Below are 14,468 nucleotides of genomic sequence, written 5' to 3' on the forward strand. Positions count from 1 at the left end.
CCTTAACTACGATGTGCCCAAGCGGTCATACGCTTTTCTAGTTGGGCAAACAGTTCGTACATCACCATAGCCATCGCGCTGATCACCAGCAGCCCGGCAAATACAAGCCCCATACGCATTTGCGAACCAGCGCTCATCATCAGGTAGCCGATGCCCTGGTTAGAGGCGACGGTTTCCGATACGACGGTGCCCACAAACGCTAGGGTGATGGCGATTTTCAACGAGGCAAAAAAGTACGGCAGCGAACGCGGCAGCCCTACTTTCAAAAGCACATCCATGCGCCGCGCACCCAGTACTCGCAGCACGTCTTCCATTTCTGGCTCCAGGGTTGCCAGCCCTGTGGCCACATTCACGACAATGGGAAAAAAGCAGATTAAAAAGGCAGTGAGAATCGCAGGAACCGAGCCGATGCCAAACCAGACCACCAGAATTGGCACAAAGGCCACTTTAGGAATGGCATTAAACCCCACCAGCAGCGGGTAGCAGGCGTTATACAAAAAGCGCGACGAGCCGATGATAAAGCCCAGCACTAACCCGACCACCACTCCCAACCCAAAGCCGATCAGCGTAGTCCAGAAGGTTTGCCAAGAGTGCTGACCAATGGGGCCTGCATAGGTAATCAACGCCTGCGCGGTTTCCAAGGCGCTGGGGAAGATAAAGCTCGGTACGTTAAATAGCCGCACCGTGACTTCCCAGATCATCACCAGCACCACCACCGCGATCCAGGGCGCCAGACGTTCAATCAGTTTGCTATTTACGGTCATAAAAAAATGCCTTAATGGTGCCGACGCAGAGAGTCATCGATCAGGTGCTACGCACTTCGCCAATCTGGGCGCGTAGTTCCTGCACCAGATCAATAAAGGGTTTTTCGTAGGTGGTCTCCAACGCTCGGGGGCGAGGCAGCTCAATGGAGCGACGCTCAATAACGCGACCTGGGCGGCGGCTCATCACATACACCGTATCGGCTAAGAAGGCCGCTTCACGAAGGTCATGGGTCACCAGCACAACGGTAAATCGCTGGGCTTCCCATAAATCCCGCAGTACGCACCACAGCTCTTCGCGTGTAAACGCATCCAGCGCGCCAAACGGTTCATCCAACATCAGCAGACGCGGCTGGTGGATCAGCGCCCGGCAAATGGACGCCCGTTGCTGCATACCGCCGGAGAGCTGCCAAGGGTATTTATTTTCATGCTCGGCGAGCCCGACAGTTTTCAGCAATGAGCGCGCCCAGCCCACAAACTCCTCGCGACGCTTACGAAACTGACGCCGGTAGGGCTCAACAATTTCCAGCGGCAGCAGCACGTTATCCAGCGTGGTACGCCAGGGCAGCAGGTTGGCATTCTGAAACGCCATACCAGAGATTTTCAAAGGCCCGGTGACCGGCGCGCCATCCACGCTAACACTTCCTTGGGTGGGTGCGTGCAGCCCCGTGCATAACTTCATAAAGGTGGATTTACCGCACCCGGATGGCCCCACGAAGGCGACAAACTCGCCCTCGCGGATGGAAAGATTAATATCCTCAATCGCGTTGCCTGTGCCGTCATAGGCCAGGCTCACGTCATCAAAGCGGACAAACGCTGCCGACATTACTCAGCCTCCGGCAGCAGCATGCGCTCATCGATGGGCGGTAAGAAACGGGAGTCGAAGACTTGGCTGGGGGATGGCAGTGTGGGTAGGTCGTAGGCCTTAGCCACTAGCGCAACAGCATCCCGTAGGCGCTCATCGTCCACTCCCCCCACGCCATATTCGCGGGCATCTGGGGTGTCTACCACGCTTTCCAGGGCCAGCTTCAGACGGCGGGTTTCCATTTCAACGTCAATCAAGCTATCGCGCTCGCGCACGTACTCAATCGCCGCTTCGGGATCATCCAAGGTGTCGCCCAGGGCACGGTTGAACGCTCGCAAAAAACCTTGCACGGCCTCAGGGTTCTCGTTGGCGAAGGACTCGCTAACAATGATGGCATTGCCGTAAAGCGGGACCCCATACTCGGGGAACGGCATGATGGTGAGCTCATCTTCGCTCATTCCCCGCTCTTCCAGGTTCAGCAGGCTGGTGAAGTAGAAGCCGGTAATGGCATCTACATCACCTCGGGTAAGCAGTGTTTCGCGCAGCGTAGGGTCGACGTTTTGCCACTCCACCGCATCGGCCGCTAGATCATTGGCCGCTGCAAAAATACCCCAAGCGCGGTAGCCGGTATCAAAGGCAGGGGCAGCGATGGTTTTGCCTGCTAAGTCAGCGGGCGTCTCAATCCCGCTATCCTTACGAGCAAAAACGGCGGCAGGCGTACCATCGTATACAATATAGACGCCGCTAATACCGGGGCCATCGGGGTTCTCGGCTAGGAATTCCACTAGCGCATTAAGGTCACCAAAGCCCATCTCATAGGCACCCGAGGCCACTCGGTTAATCGCGCCTGCTGACCCGCTGCCGGAATCAATTTGTACATCAAGGCCTTCTTCAGCAAAGTAGCCGCGGGATTCAGCCAATAGGAAGGGGGCAGAAGGCCCTTCAAAGCGCCAATCTAACTGGAAGCGGATGGTTGTCTCTTCCGCCTGGCTGACCCCAGGCAGCCATAAAAGAGCCGTCGCCCCCACTAATGCAACGCGTTTTAATCCCGGAAAAACCGCTGTTGAAGCATTCATAGCAAGCACACCTTGTATACAAAATTGTGCTACGTACCAAGCATGAATGCTGCCAATCTTTTACAACTATAATTATCTCAATACGTTAATAAGCATTGATAGATAATACTTAGGAAGATATCGCCGTCTATCGCCTTATCTTCCCAAGCCAACATGCCTTATGAAGGTGCGTAGACATAACCATATGCACCAAATAGCAACTTTTTTAGACTTTCGTCTATACACCACGTATACTATGCGCAGTTTCCTGTCCTCGCGCCATTCATTGAATGGCGCTTTTTTTTGCTTTGAAAACCTGTGGCCAGCGGCGTTAAGTCGGCTCCCTCTTGGGTTTATTAAGCTAAAGGTTCTGCTCCCGCTCTTTCCTGCAACCTCCCATTCCAAATAGGTGCTCTTCATGAACCAACCTGCCCAACGCGCCGAGGGGCCCTCGCGGTTTTCCCTCGGTGACCCTATTGTGCTGGTGCTTAGCATCGGCTTCATCGTGGCATTTCTGGCGCTTTCGTTTTACGACATTGACCTAGTCGCCAATTCCATCAGCGCAGGCTTTGCCTGGACCGCGCTGGTGCTGGGCAGCTATTTCCAGCTGCTGCTTCTGCTGACGTTTTTTATCGCCATTGGCGTGGCTTTAACGCCTGCGGCAAAAGCTAAGATCGGCAATCTAGATGCACCAGAAATGAGCACGTTTAAGTGGCTCTCGATCATTCTATGTACGCTGTTAGCCGGTGGCGGGGTGTTTTTTGCCGCAGGCGAGCCGGTGTACCACTTTGTGGTCACTCCTCCCGCCTTTGATACCGAAGCTGGCACCGCTGAAGCGGTATCCGGCGCGCTGGCGCAGTCGTTTATGCACTGGGGCTTTATGGCCTGGGCGGTGCTAGGCTCTCTCACCGCCGTGGTGCTGGCTCACGCGCACTACGTGAAAGGCCAGCCGCTGCAGCCCCGCACACTGCTCTACCCAGTGTTTGGGGAGCGCTTAATGCATGGCCTGCTGGGCAGCCTAGTGGATGCCTGCTGCGTGATTGCCCTAGTGGCGGGCACAGTAGGCCCCATCGGTTTTTTGGCGACCCAGGTGAGCTTTGGCCTGCACGAGCTGTTTGGCCTGCCGGAAGGCTACACGGGCCAGCTCATCATCCTGGCCGTGTTAGGGGCCATCTATGTGCTCTCCTCCATGAGCGGGGTGCATAAAGGTATCCAACTGCTGAGCCGCTTCAACGTGCTGCTGGCCTTAGCCATCGGCGCGGTAATTGTAGTGTTCGGCCCAACGCTGTTCCTGGTGAACACTTACGTTTCCAGCATGGGGGCGTATGTCAGCGAGTTTTTCACCATGGCCACCATGACCGCTGAAACCGCCCCGGCGTGGTGGATGCAGTGGTGGACGGTGTTCTTCTTTGCTTGGTTTATCGGCTATGCACCGCTGATGGCGATTTTCGTGGCGCGCATTTCACGGGGCCGCAGCATTCGTGAAATGATTCTGGCGGTTGCTGTACTCGCCCCGATTGCCACTACCGTATGGTTTACGCTACTGGGCGGCTCCGGCATTTATTACCAGCTGACGGGTGTGATCGACCTGACCGAAGCGCTCAATAACTTCCAGTTTGACGTGGCGACCCTCACGGTGGCTCAAGCGCTGCCCGGTGGCACTTGGATGGCGCTGGCGATCCTGCTGCTGACCACGATTTTTGTGGCCACCACCGGCGACTCCATGAGCTACGCGATTGCCGTTGTCGGCGCAAGCCATGATGACCCGAGCCCTTACATGCGCGCTTTTTGGGGCATTGCGATGGCCCTGATGGCGGCCGTGCTGCTGTATATGGGTGCAGGTCAAATTAGCGCGCTGCAGCAGTTTATCGTGATCACCGCGATTCCAGTGTCGCTGATTCTGCTGCCCTCGCTATGGAACGGCCCGCAGGCGGCTTACGCCATGGCAAGTGAGCAGGGCATCATCGGCTCGTCGCAAGGCTGAAAACTCCCGGCGTATTGAGTACGTCACTGGGGGGCGTTAGTAATTATGGTCTGGCACGAACCGTAAGGAATCGGCCGCTTGCCGTTAGTACCTCATCCACCGGCCCGCGCACATAGTCGTGTTTGTAATAACCGTCATCGACCACCTCACCATCCCAAGCAACGATGTCCAAATCCATGGTGCGGGGGCCGGACTTGATAGGGCCGCGCACGCGGCCTAAACGATGCTCAACGTCCTTTAGATAGGCCTTAAAGGCGTCACGCTCAAGGGTGGTTCGTACCACCAGCGCGGCATTGAGGAAATCAGGCTGCTGCTGAAAGCCTACTGGAGCAGTGCGTACTGCCTCAGAACGGGCCAGTAACTCGCACTCGCTGTTTAAAATCTCCAGGGCCTGGGCAAAGTGATGCTCTGGCTCGATATTCGTACCGAGCGAGATAATGCACTCGTGCGGGGCCGACGCGGGCATGGCGTGTGATGACCTTGATGACATAGCTACATCCCAATGTAAGAGACAGGGTGACCCATAGCGGTCGTGCCGCTGATCTGGCAACGCCGATTGGGCGTATAGCAATCAGCGGGCGTTACAACAGAGTAGTCTGTCGGCTATTTTGTTCAATCTCTGTATAAGTTATTGACAAACGCTACGCTCACGCAGAGAGTCTTTGGATAACCATGTTTCGGCTAGTTACCAGACACTACCTGCTGCGAGGAACAACGTAATGGAGAGACCTGCTGCACTTGTGACCGGCGGCGCCACCCGCCTGGGCCGTTACTTTGCTGAGGCGTTGGCCGATAAGGGCTTTGATATCGCACTGCATGTGAATAGCTCCCGCGGCGAAGCCGAGGAAGTGGCCGAGGTGATTCGCGGCAAAGGGCGTGCGTGCGAGATTCTGCCCTGCAACTTTCTGGAAGATTCGCTGGAAGAGTTAATTACCCGGGCCAAAGCGCGCTTTCCTGGTTTAAACGTGCTGCTCAATAGCGCTTCCGCCTATGAGCCGGCACCTATCGCTGATACTGATATGGCCATGCTGGAAACCCAGTTTCGGGTCAATATGTTCACGCCGCTGCTACTGACCCGCCACTTTGCCGAGGCGGTAGAGGAAGGCCAGGTGATTAACATCATCGATAACAAGGTGGCCTATCACCAGTACCCCTATGCGGCGTACCTGCTCTCCAAGAAAAGCCTGGCGGAGATGACCCGGATGGCGGCGCTAGAGTTTGCCCCGCGCCTACGGATTAACGGTATCGCCCCTGGGGTGGTGCTGCCCGCCTCCCAGCGTACCAGCGACTATATCCAGTGGCGCATCGATGGCATTCCGGTCAACCACCAGGGCGACCCTGCCCACCTTGTACAGGCGTTGCACTACCTGCTGGATAACGCCTTTGTGGCCGGGCAGATTCTCTTTGTCGACGGCGGCGAATCGATCAACCTTGAGGGTCGCCATTCCGAAAACTACCCTGGCTAGCCGCTAGCGGCAGCCTAAACGCAGCGGGGCCGCCCCAAGGCGGCCCCGCTGGCTGACCTAAACCGAGGTTTAGGTTTCCTCTACATCATCATGGTCCGGCTTGTGATGGTCCGGTTCATGCGCCAGCGAGTCTTCGCTGCGCTCGGCAAGCGGCGCCGTTTCGGTACGTTTTCTTTGTGCTTTTGCTTCCAGAATACGCACGTTGGCAGGTGGCGTTTTGCCGCCTTTGGTTTCGCCAAAGTAAAGCGTGGTATGCGGGAACGGGATCTCGATCCCCGCCGCATCGAAGCGTAGCTTCACAAGGCGGTTATAGGCACGGCCCACAGCCCACTGGTCACCCGGCGTGGTTTTGATCACCACACGGATGTTCACCGAGCTGTCGGCCAGGGCGGTAACCCCTGCCACGGTCAGATCTGCCAGCAGGTGTTTGCCATGTTCTTCACTGGCCTTGAGGTCTTCAAAGGCGAGCTGTAGCTGCTCGATGGCATCATCGATGCTCTCGTTATAGCCAATGCCGTACTCGCCCACATGGTTACCGTACTCGCGCATATAGTTTGAAACGGTATCCACACTGGAGAACGGTACGATATGGTAAGTGCCAGAGAGATCACGGATACCCACTGAGCGAATACTCAAGCGCTCTGCGGTGCCGGTAATACCGCCCACGGTCACCACATCGCCGGTGTTCATGGCGTTCTCCACCTGGATGAACACCCCGGTAATCACATCCTGCACTAGCTTTTGGGCACCAAAACCAATTGCCAGACCCAATACACCGGCACCAGCGATCAGCGGGCCGATATTGATGCCGATTTCCGACAGCACGATCATGCCGGTGATGGTCACCATGGCAATCGCCAAGGCGTTACGGAACAGGCTTAGCAGCGTTTTAGCACGGGCAGAGGGTTCACCACTGCCCGTTTCCGGATTGAGCTTATGCTCAATTAGGCTCGCCAAACCCAGCCATATTCCCAGCGAAACCACCAGGATCACCGCAACGCTAATCAGGTTACCTACCAGGTTGGCACCGCGTTCAGAAGCGTACCAAGCAGCCAGGTTAAACGCACCCCAGGCATCCAGCACCACCATCACCACAGCGACGACGATCACCGTGCGCAGCACGCGCAGCGCATTGGGCACATAGCTGTTTAAACGCACTTCCAGTAGTGGCAGCTTACGGCGTAAGTCGTCGGAGAGCCGAATACGGCGGCCAATGGTTTGGGTCAGGAAGGCAGACAGCAAGAGGCCAACGACCACCGCCCCTAAGGTTTTCAAGGTGGCAAATAGCACGAAAGGCAGTGCATCCCCAGGGCGAGTAAGGGTTAGCACAAACACCATTAAGAAATAGAGCAGTGCAAACAGGTGCCAGGTGCGGGCAAACAGCTGCAGCGATACACGGCTAGCGGTCAGCGTTGCACGCGCGCCCAGCTGGTTCAGGTTATCGCGCAGGCGCACACGGTTTTTAAGCACCACCCCAACCGCATAAATAAACGCTAGCAGCATGATCAGCGTGCCGACCGCTTGGCCCAGGGAGGCGGCGATATAGAAATTAACCAGTGGCACCACCACCATCAGGCCATACCCCACCATACCCACCAGACGGGCTAGCCAGCGGTTCCAGTAGGAAGCTTCTTGCGCTGAGATCGGCAGCAGGCGCAGGCCTTCATAGCGGGAAGAGAACAGCATCCGCACACCAGCTTTTAATAACTCGATAACCAGGAAGGCGTTTAAAAATAGCGATGCGCGGGTGGATAGCTCGCCGGTCTCCCCCACCGCAAAGGTGGCAATCAAGTTGCCTCCTACATACGCAAATGCTACCAGCAGTACATCCAGCACGGCGGCAATAGCTACGCAAATCACTAAACGCAGTACTGGCGTTAAGCCACTACCCTGCTGCGACCAGCCGCTAATCTTGGTAAACAGGGACTTCGCCAAAAGGCGGAACACCATGAAAATGGCGAAGGTCGCCACGATTACGATGCCAAGATTAATGGCAGCACTGATAAACGCCGCCATCTCAAAGCGGCTGCCAGCAGCCCCCTGGCCGGTGAACATATTGCCGACAATCACCACGGCCTGCTCGATTTGGCCACCCACATCGCCCACCACCCGACTGGTCAGCTCCGCCAATTGACGGGGCAGCGAGACATCCTCAGGTGCCACATTGCCGCCAGCCGCCGCCGCTTCGGGAGACAGCTCGGTCGCGACACCGGCGGGTAGCTCCGAGGCTTGGCTACGTAACAGTTCAATCAGCTCTTGGCGGGCTTGCTCGTCTTCCAACAAATCAGCAAGCGCCGCATACGAGGGTTGCTCTTCGGTAGCAGGCGCTTCACTCCCAGCGCCCAGCGTGGTTTGCGCCATGGCTGGCCCTGCCAGCATGGCCAACAGCGTCAACAACCAGACGCTTAGCCAGGGTAGTAAACGTAGTGACGTCACACCATAACCTCCCTTTGGGTGAGTATTTGCAATCCCGCGACTCGCTAAGATTTAACGCATTCATGTTAACCACAGAATGATGAATCCGCGAAGAGTGCAAACTTTGTATAACGTTGGCTAGGGTAACACGCCTCTATGAGTGAGGCGTTAATGCGCCTGTGGGGTGCACTAATGACGCCTGTCGCCGCTAGCCGTGGTTCATTGGCAGTAAGGGGCTAACCATTGGTGGGAGAGCGCCAGCAGCAGCCCATAGCGGCCGCCTTTCGCTAACACAATCCAGAGCAGCGCCCGCCACCAGGCAAGGCGCATCACCCCCGCCAGTACAGTGAGCGGGTCGCCAATGATGGGTAGCCAGGAGAGCAACAGGCTCGCCTCGCCGAAGCGGTGATACCAGCGCTCGGCGCGGGCAAGCCCTTGGGGCGACGCCGGAAACCAGCGGCGATGCTGAAATTGGCGAGCGTAGCGACCAAAAGCCACGTTGATCAGGCTGCCGAGCGTGTTACCGGCCGTGGCGAAGAACCACAGGGCAGCGGCAGGCTCGCCCAGGCACCATAGCCGCGCTAACCATATCTCGGAGCCACCGGGCAGCAAGGTGGCGCTGGCCAGCGCTACCCAAAACAGGCTAAACACGAGGCGTGACCTTCAGGTGCCGTTAGCGGGGCAGCTGGCCGCCAAGCTGCTGGGTAATCTCTTCGGCAATGCGGCGCACCAACTCACCCAGCACCAGCAGGCGCTCTTCGGGAATACGCGCCATGGGGCCAGAGACAGAAATCGCCGCTAACGGAGTGGCGTGCTCGTCGAAAATGCAGGCCGCCACGCAGTGCAAGCCAATGGCATGCTCTTCCCGGTCGCAGGCAAAGCCCTGGGCGCGAATCGCGGCCATTTCCGCCTGCAGCGCATCGGTTTGGTAGAGAGTGTTTTCAGTGACACGGGCCAGTTCATAGCCGCCTTCCAGTAGCGCGCTGCGATCCTCCTCGCTCATCCAGGCCAGCAGCGCCTTGCCTACACCGGAGGCGTGAAGCGGGGCACGGGAGCCTAAGCGGGTGATCATACGCATCATCTGCGGCGACTCGTTCTGGGCAAGAAACACGGCAGTCGCGCCATCCCGAATACCCAGGTTAGCGGTCTCGCCGGTTTCAGCGGTCAAGCGGCGCAAAAACGGGCGGCTTTTGGCCACCACGTCGCGAGCTTCAAGGAAACTGTTGCCAATGCGGAAGGTTTTGACATCGATACGCCACAGGCCCTGCTCGCTCTCTTGGGTGACAAAGCCCTGGCTTTGCAGCGCCTGCAGCAGGCGGTGAGTAGTGGACGGGGCAAGGTCGGCCATCTCCGCCAGCTCCGAGAGTGCAAGGCCCAGGGGGCTGGCGGATAAATACTCGAGTAGCGTGAGGCCGCGTACCAACGATTGGCTATGCCCACCGCTTGCTTTGGTGGCTCCCGCTGGACGTCCGACTGACCTGCGCTTGGCTTCACTCACCTGATACTCTCCTGAAGGCGCTGAATGACGTAAAAAGCCAGCAGGATAACGCGCCGCGCGGGCGCTGTCGCGTTTACGGAAACAAATTCCACCAATGGATTGCTAGCGGTGCTGCCACTGGGGCGGGCGCTTCTCGATAAACGCATCAATGCCTTCGGCCACATCCTCGGCCAGCATGTTGCACGCCATGGTTTCTCCGGCAAAGGCGTAAGCCTCTTCCAGGGGCATGGCAAGTTGGCGGGCAAACATGGCTTTGCCGGTGCGTACCGCCACCGCGCTTTTCGCGCAGATGCTCGCGGTGAGCGCTTCAACCGCTGTATCAAGCTCGCCCTCTTCGGCGACGCGATTAATCAGCCCCCACTCGGCGGCTTGGGCGGCGCTGATAAACTCGCCGGTTAGCAGCATCTCCATGGCCCGCTTACGGGGCACGTTGCGCGAGAGCGCCACAGCCGGGGTTGAGCAAAATAGGCCAACATTAATGCCAGAGACCGCAAAGCGGGCGCTGCTGGTGGCTACGGCTAAATCGCAGCTCGCCACCAGCTGGCACCCTGCCGCAGTGGCGATGCCCTGCACTTTGGCAATCACCGGCACGGGAAAGTGCACAATGGTTTGCATTACCTTGCCACAGCGCTCGAATAGCGCTTGGTAATAGGCTTTAACCGGGTTCGCGCGCATCTGCTTCAAATCGTGCCCCGCACAGAAGGCCTTACCGTTTGCTGCCAGCACTACACAGCGCACTTGGTCATCCTGGGCGATCTTATCCAGCGCCGTTTGCAGCGCTTCCAGCATCGATTCAGAGAGTGCGTTGAAGCGCTCGGGCTGGTTGAGAGTAAGCGTCACCACACCCTCATGGTGCTGGTGGTATTGCAGGCAGTCATTTAGTACGGAAGTGAGTGAATACATAGCAGGCTCCTGAGCAGATGTTGCTGCTCAGTCTAGCGCTTGCTTGGGCCTCTGTTGGCGGGATACGACCAAAGTGGCCTCCCGCACTGCGGGAGGCCACGAGGCTGGCTACGCTTTCTCGCGGGCGTCCTGGCGAGGATTATAGCCCAGCGGGTGGGGTTCACCGCGCGCCTTAGCCAGCTCAATCTGGCGCTGACGCTCGCGGGCAGCGGCGCGGGTTTTCTCGGGCAGCGAGTCGATGCAGTGGGGGCAGCTAATGCCCGGCTCATAGGCCGACGACTGCATATCCTCCTGGGAGATCGGCATCCGGCAAGCGTGGCACTGTTCATGCTCGCCCTCGGTGAGGTCGTGGCGCACGGTGACACGGTTATCGAACACGAAACACTCGCCCCGCCACAGCGACTTCTCTTCCGGGACTTTTTCCAGGTAGTTCAACACGCCACCTTTCAGGTGGTACACCTCTTCAAAGCCCTCTTTCAGCATAAAGCTGGAGGCCTTTTCGCAGCGGATACCGCCGGTGCAAAACATGGCAACCTTCTTATGCTGCTCCGGGTTATAGTGCTTGCGCACATACTCCGGAAACTCGCGGAAGGTGGTGGTTTTCGGGTCGACCGCCCCCTCAAAGCTGCCAATCGCCACTTCGTAGTCGTTGCGAGTATCGATTACCAACACTTCGGGGTCGGAGATGACGTCGTTCCAGTTCTCTGGCTCCACGTAGGTGCCCACGGTGTCGTTGGGGTCGATGCCGGGCACGCCGAGGGTCACGATCTCTTTCTTCAGCTTCACCTTGGTACGGTAGAACGGCGGCTCGTCGCAGAACGACTCTTTGTGGTCGATATCGGCAAGGCGCGGGTCGGCGGTGAGCCATGCTAGCAGCGCGTCAATACCTTCGCGGCTACCGGCCACCGTGCCGTTAATGCCCTCTTTGGCCAGCAGCAGCGTGCCTTTTACGCCGTTATCCAGCATGGTTTGGCGCAGCGGCTCGCGCAGGGCTTCAAAATCATTCAGGGTGACAAACTTGTACAGCGCTGCCACCACGATGGGCGGTATTGGGGTAGGGGTCGTCATGGAGTGCTCCTGGTAGTCGCCCCCGCAAAGGGCGGACCGGGTGAAATAAACGCGCGTATGATAGCAAAAAGCGCGCCCTCGGTGCACCTCGGCACTGCCGACTTGCCCACCCGCACATTCGTCGATTTATTCGTCGCCACCATTGAGAAAGCTTCACCCCACATCGAGCGCACTCGGTCGTATAGTAGGCGGTAACTTAACTCAGTGATGAGGTGCTTTAATGAAGATTCGTCGCTCCCACGAGCGGGGCTACGCCGACCACGGCTGGCTGCGCTCTTACCACACCTTCTCGTTCGCCAACTACATGGACCCCAACCATATGGGCTTTCGGGCGCTGCGGGTGATTAACGAAGACCGCGTGGCCCCCGGCCACGGCTTTGGCGCTCACCCCCATCGGGATATGGAGATTATCTCCTACGTGCTGGAAGGCGAGATGGAGCACAAGGACAACATGGGCAATGGCGAAGTCATGCGCCCCGGCGATGTGCAGCGGATGTCGGCAGGTACGGGCGTGCTGCACAGCGAGTTCAACCACTCCAAAGAGAACGGCCTGCACTTCTTGCAAATCTGGATCGAAACCGCCCAGCGCGGCATTCCTCCTAGCTACGAGCAGAAGCATTTTCCCAGCGCAGAGCGCCAGGGGCAGTGGCGCTTAGTGGCTTCCCAGGAGGGCCGCGACGGCTCGGTGAGCGTGAACCAGGATGTGAACCTGTACGCCAGCCTACTAAGCGCCGGAGATCAGGTATCGGCACCGCCTGCCCGCTATGCGTGGCTGCACGTGGTGAAAGGTGCTGTTGAGGTAAACGGCGAGCGGCTGACCACCGGCGATGCCGCCGCCTTTACGCCCGATGAGCACTTCGAGCTTACCAGCAGCGACGCCAGCGAAGTGCTGCTGTTTGATCTGGCCTAACAGCACCTGCCTGACAGGTGGCATAACGCACAACGGCCCAGCTGTGGGCCGTTGTGCGCTGAAGGCTACACTGCAAACTAAGACCCGAACCAACCCGTAGCGGGGGTCTTTCGCCAGGGATGGCGAAAGTAGCGCCCAAGGATGGGTTTACAGCGCCCCCGCCAAGGGTTGTTCGGGTCGTAAAAGCTACGCCTAGCTATTCTGCGCCGAGTAGAGCACGCGAATTTTCAGCGTGTGCTCCACCTGCTTTAACGCTTCCAACGCTTGCGGGCCGTAGGCTTTATCCACATCGATAACCACATAACCGACCTTATCGTTGGTCTGTAGGTACTGGCCAGAGATGTTGATGTCGTTTTCCGACAGCACGCGGTTGATCTGGGAGAGCACGCCAGGCACGTTGTCGTGGATATGCAGCAGACGGTGCTTGTCTGGATGCGCGGGCAGCGCCACTTCCGGGAAGTTGACCGAGGTAACCGTAGTACCGTTATCCGAGTAAGTAATCAGCTTCTCGGACACCTCGATACCGATGTTCTCCTGGGCTTCCAGGGTAGAACCACCGATATGCGGCGTTAGAATCACGTTGTGCAGGCCGCGTAGCGGACTCTGGAACTCCTCGTCGTTGCCTTTCGGCTCCACCGGGAAAACGTCAATGGCCGCGCCGTTCAGCTTACCCGCCTTAATGGCGTCCGCCAGCGGTTCGATTTCCACCACGCTGCCACGGGCGGCGTTAATCAAGATCGCGCCATCCTTCATGGCCGCGATCTCTTTCGCGCCAATCATCCAGCGGGTAGAGGCGAGGTCTGGCACGTGGAGGCTGACCACATCCGAACGACCCAGCAGCTCTTCCAGGCTGGCCACCTGACTGGCGTTCCCCATGCCCAGCTTGGTGATTACATCGTAGTAAATCACGTTGAAGCCTAGCGATTCCGCTAATACAGAAAGCTGCGCGCCGATGCTGCCGTAACCAACGATACCCAGCGTTTTACCACGGGCTTCGTGGGAATTTTTCGCTGACTTCAGCCAGCCACCCTGATGGGCGCGGGCATTCTTCTCGGGGATGCCGCGCAGCAGCATAATCGCTTCCGCCAATACCAGCTCGGCTACCGAGCGGGTGTTGGAGTACGGCGCGTTAAACACCGCGATACCGCGCTTCAGCGCTGCATCCAGGTCCACTTGGTTGGTACCGATACAGAAACAGCCAACGCCTACTAACTTATCGGCTGCCTCAAACACACGCTCAGTGAGCTGGGTACGGGAGCGGATGCCGATAAAGTGAACATCACGAATCTTCTCGATCAACGCCTCTTCATCCAGCGATGTCGGCAGATGCTCAATGTTCTCGTAACCTGCGTTGTGAAAATTGTCCACCGCGCTTTGGTGGACGCCCTCGAGTAGCAGGATCTTGATCTTGCTCTTTTCCAGGGACGTTTTGGCCATGGCTGAATCAACCTCTATGGTCGGCGGCATGCGCCGTGTATCGGTTCACGGGAGGCCCGTATGGTAGCACAGCCGCTTGCGCTCTCGGTGGCTTGGCGTGATGAAAAGTGTGCGCTTTCAAGATGAACTGAATACAAGTCTACCAATCGACCCACAGCGAGGGCAG

The 14,468-nt window shown here is 57.9% G+C and carries 13 protein-coding genes; 3 read left to right on the forward strand and 10 right to left on the reverse strand.

Annotation, left to right across the window (positions count from 1 at the left end; genetic code table 11):
• Positions 1-2: 2 nt before the first annotated feature.
• Genes LG300_RS15350 through LG300_RS15360 form a run of 3 tightly spaced genes read right to left on the reverse strand, consistent with a single transcriptional unit; the run spans position 3 to position 2,642 of the window.
• A complete protein-coding gene (locus tag LG300_RS15350; protein WP_404376162.1) occupies positions 3-764 on the reverse strand; it encodes an ABC transporter permease in 762 nt (253 codons plus the stop codon).
• Positions 765-804: 40 nt separating this feature from the next.
• Positions 805-1,587, reverse strand: a complete 783-nt coding sequence (locus tag LG300_RS15355; protein WP_044629919.1) for an ABC transporter ATP-binding protein — start codon at positions 1,585-1,587, stop codon at positions 805-807.
• Positions 1,587-2,642 (reverse strand): ABC transporter substrate-binding protein, encoded by a 1,056-nt coding sequence (locus LG300_RS15360; protein ID WP_404376163.1) that lies wholly within the window; start codon positions 2,640-2,642, stop codon positions 1,587-1,589. Before LG300_RS15360 ends, LG300_RS15355 begins: the two co-directional genes overlap by 1 nt.
• A 397-nt stretch (positions 2,643-3,039) precedes the next feature.
• On the opposite strand from LG300_RS15360, the gene LG300_RS15365 reads away from it, so the two are divergent.
• A complete protein-coding gene (locus LG300_RS15365) occupies positions 3,040-4,605 on the forward strand; it encodes a BCCT family transporter (protein WP_404376164.1) in 1,566 nt (521 codons plus the stop codon).
• A gap of 43 nt (positions 4,606-4,648) precedes the next feature.
• Here the strand turns inward: LG300_RS15365 and folK are convergent, their stop codons facing one another.
• On the reverse strand, positions 4,649-5,071 hold the full coding sequence (folK, locus tag LG300_RS15370; protein ID WP_404376165.1) for a 2-amino-4-hydroxy-6-hydroxymethyldihydropteridine diphosphokinase: 423 nt from the start codon (positions 5,069-5,071) through the stop codon (positions 4,649-4,651).
• A 253-nt stretch (positions 5,072-5,324) separates the two neighbouring features.
• On the opposite strand from folK, the gene LG300_RS15375 reads away from it, so the two are divergent.
• Entirely contained in the window at positions 5,325-6,071 is a 747-nt protein-coding gene (locus tag LG300_RS15375) for an SDR family oxidoreductase (RefSeq protein WP_404376166.1), read from the forward strand.
• Positions 6,072-6,140: 69 nt separating this feature from the next.
• Here LG300_RS15375 and ybiO read toward each other — a convergent pair whose 3' ends face one another.
• The 5 genes from ybiO to LG300_RS15400 form a co-directional block, all read right to left on the reverse strand.
• Positions 6,141-8,507: a mechanosensitive channel protein gene (gene ybiO / locus LG300_RS15380; protein WP_404376167.1), complete on the reverse strand. Its 2,367-nt coding sequence runs from the start codon at positions 8,505-8,507 to the stop codon at positions 6,141-6,143.
• A gap of 198 nt (positions 8,508-8,705) precedes the next feature.
• Positions 8,706-9,137 carry a YqaA family protein gene (locus tag LG300_RS15385; protein ID WP_404376168.1) on the reverse strand — a complete coding sequence of 144 codons (432 nt, stop codon included), beginning with the start codon at positions 9,135-9,137 and terminating at the stop codon, positions 8,706-8,708.
• Positions 9,138-9,159: 22 nt separating this feature from the next.
• Entirely contained in the window at positions 9,160-9,984 is an 825-nt protein-coding gene (locus LG300_RS15390; protein ID WP_404376169.1) for an IclR family transcriptional regulator C-terminal domain-containing protein, read from the reverse strand.
• A 102-nt stretch (positions 9,985-10,086) separates the two neighbouring features.
• Positions 10,087-10,887 carry an enoyl-CoA hydratase gene (locus LG300_RS15395; protein WP_404376170.1) on the reverse strand — a complete coding sequence of 267 codons (801 nt, stop codon included), beginning with the start codon at positions 10,885-10,887 and terminating at the stop codon, positions 10,087-10,089.
• A 108-nt stretch (positions 10,888-10,995) separates the two neighbouring features.
• Positions 10,996-11,955, reverse strand: coding sequence for a rhodanese-related sulfurtransferase (locus LG300_RS15400; RefSeq protein ID WP_404376171.1), 960 nt, complete (start codon positions 11,953-11,955; stop codon positions 10,996-10,998).
• A 220-nt stretch (positions 11,956-12,175) separates the two neighbouring features.
• Here LG300_RS15400 and LG300_RS15405 point away from each other — a divergent pair, with 220 nt between their 5' ends.
• Positions 12,176-12,865: a pirin family protein gene (locus LG300_RS15405; RefSeq protein WP_404376172.1), complete on the forward strand. Its 690-nt coding sequence runs from the start codon at positions 12,176-12,178 to the stop codon at positions 12,863-12,865.
• A 192-nt stretch (positions 12,866-13,057) separates the two neighbouring features.
• Here LG300_RS15405 and serA read toward each other — a convergent pair whose 3' ends face one another.
• The gene (gene serA / locus LG300_RS15410; protein WP_404376173.1) at positions 13,058-14,302 is read right to left on the reverse strand and encodes a phosphoglycerate dehydrogenase; all 1,245 of its coding nucleotides are present in this window, start codon (positions 14,300-14,302) and stop codon (positions 13,058-13,060) included.
• Between the last annotated feature and the right edge of the window lie 166 nt (positions 14,303-14,468).

Source organism: Vreelandella aquamarina (assembly GCF_044805175.1).
GTDB lineage: Bacteria > Pseudomonadota > Gammaproteobacteria > Pseudomonadales > Halomonadaceae > Vreelandella > Vreelandella aquamarina_B.

Bases quoted from the DNA above. Each gene is read 5' to 3' on its own strand.
- LG300_RS15350 (WP_404376162.1), bottom strand. From the start codon at position 764: ATGACCGTAAATAGCAAACTGATTGAACGTCTGGCGCCCTGGATCGCG.
- LG300_RS15355 (WP_044629919.1), bottom strand. From the start codon at position 1,587: ATGTCGGCAGCGTTTGTCCGCTTTGATGACGTGAGCCTGGCCTATGAC.
- LG300_RS15360 (WP_404376163.1), bottom strand. From the start codon at position 2,642: ATGAATGCTTCAACAGCGGTTTTTCCGGGATTAAAACGCGTTGCATTA.
- LG300_RS15365 (WP_404376164.1), top strand. From the start codon at position 3,040: ATGAACCAACCTGCCCAACGCGCCGAGGGGCCCTCGCGGTTTTCCCTC.
- folK (WP_404376165.1), bottom strand. From the start codon at position 5,071: ATGCCCGCGTCGGCCCCGCACGAGTGCATTATCTCGCTCGGTACGAAT.
- LG300_RS15375 (WP_404376166.1), top strand. From the start codon at position 5,325: ATGGAGAGACCTGCTGCACTTGTGACCGGCGGCGCCACCCGCCTGGGC.
- LG300_RS15395 (WP_404376170.1), bottom strand. From the start codon at position 10,887: ATGTATTCACTCACTTCCGTACTAAATGACTGCCTGCAATACCACCAG.
- LG300_RS15400 (WP_404376171.1), bottom strand. From the start codon at position 11,955: ATGACGACCCCTACCCCAATACCGCCCATCGTGGTGGCAGCGCTGTAC.
- LG300_RS15405 (WP_404376172.1), top strand. From the start codon at position 12,176: ATGAAGATTCGTCGCTCCCACGAGCGGGGCTACGCCGACCACGGCTGG.
- serA (WP_404376173.1), bottom strand. From the start codon at position 14,302: ATGGCCAAAACGTCCCTGGAAAAGAGCAAGATCAAGATCCTGCTACTC.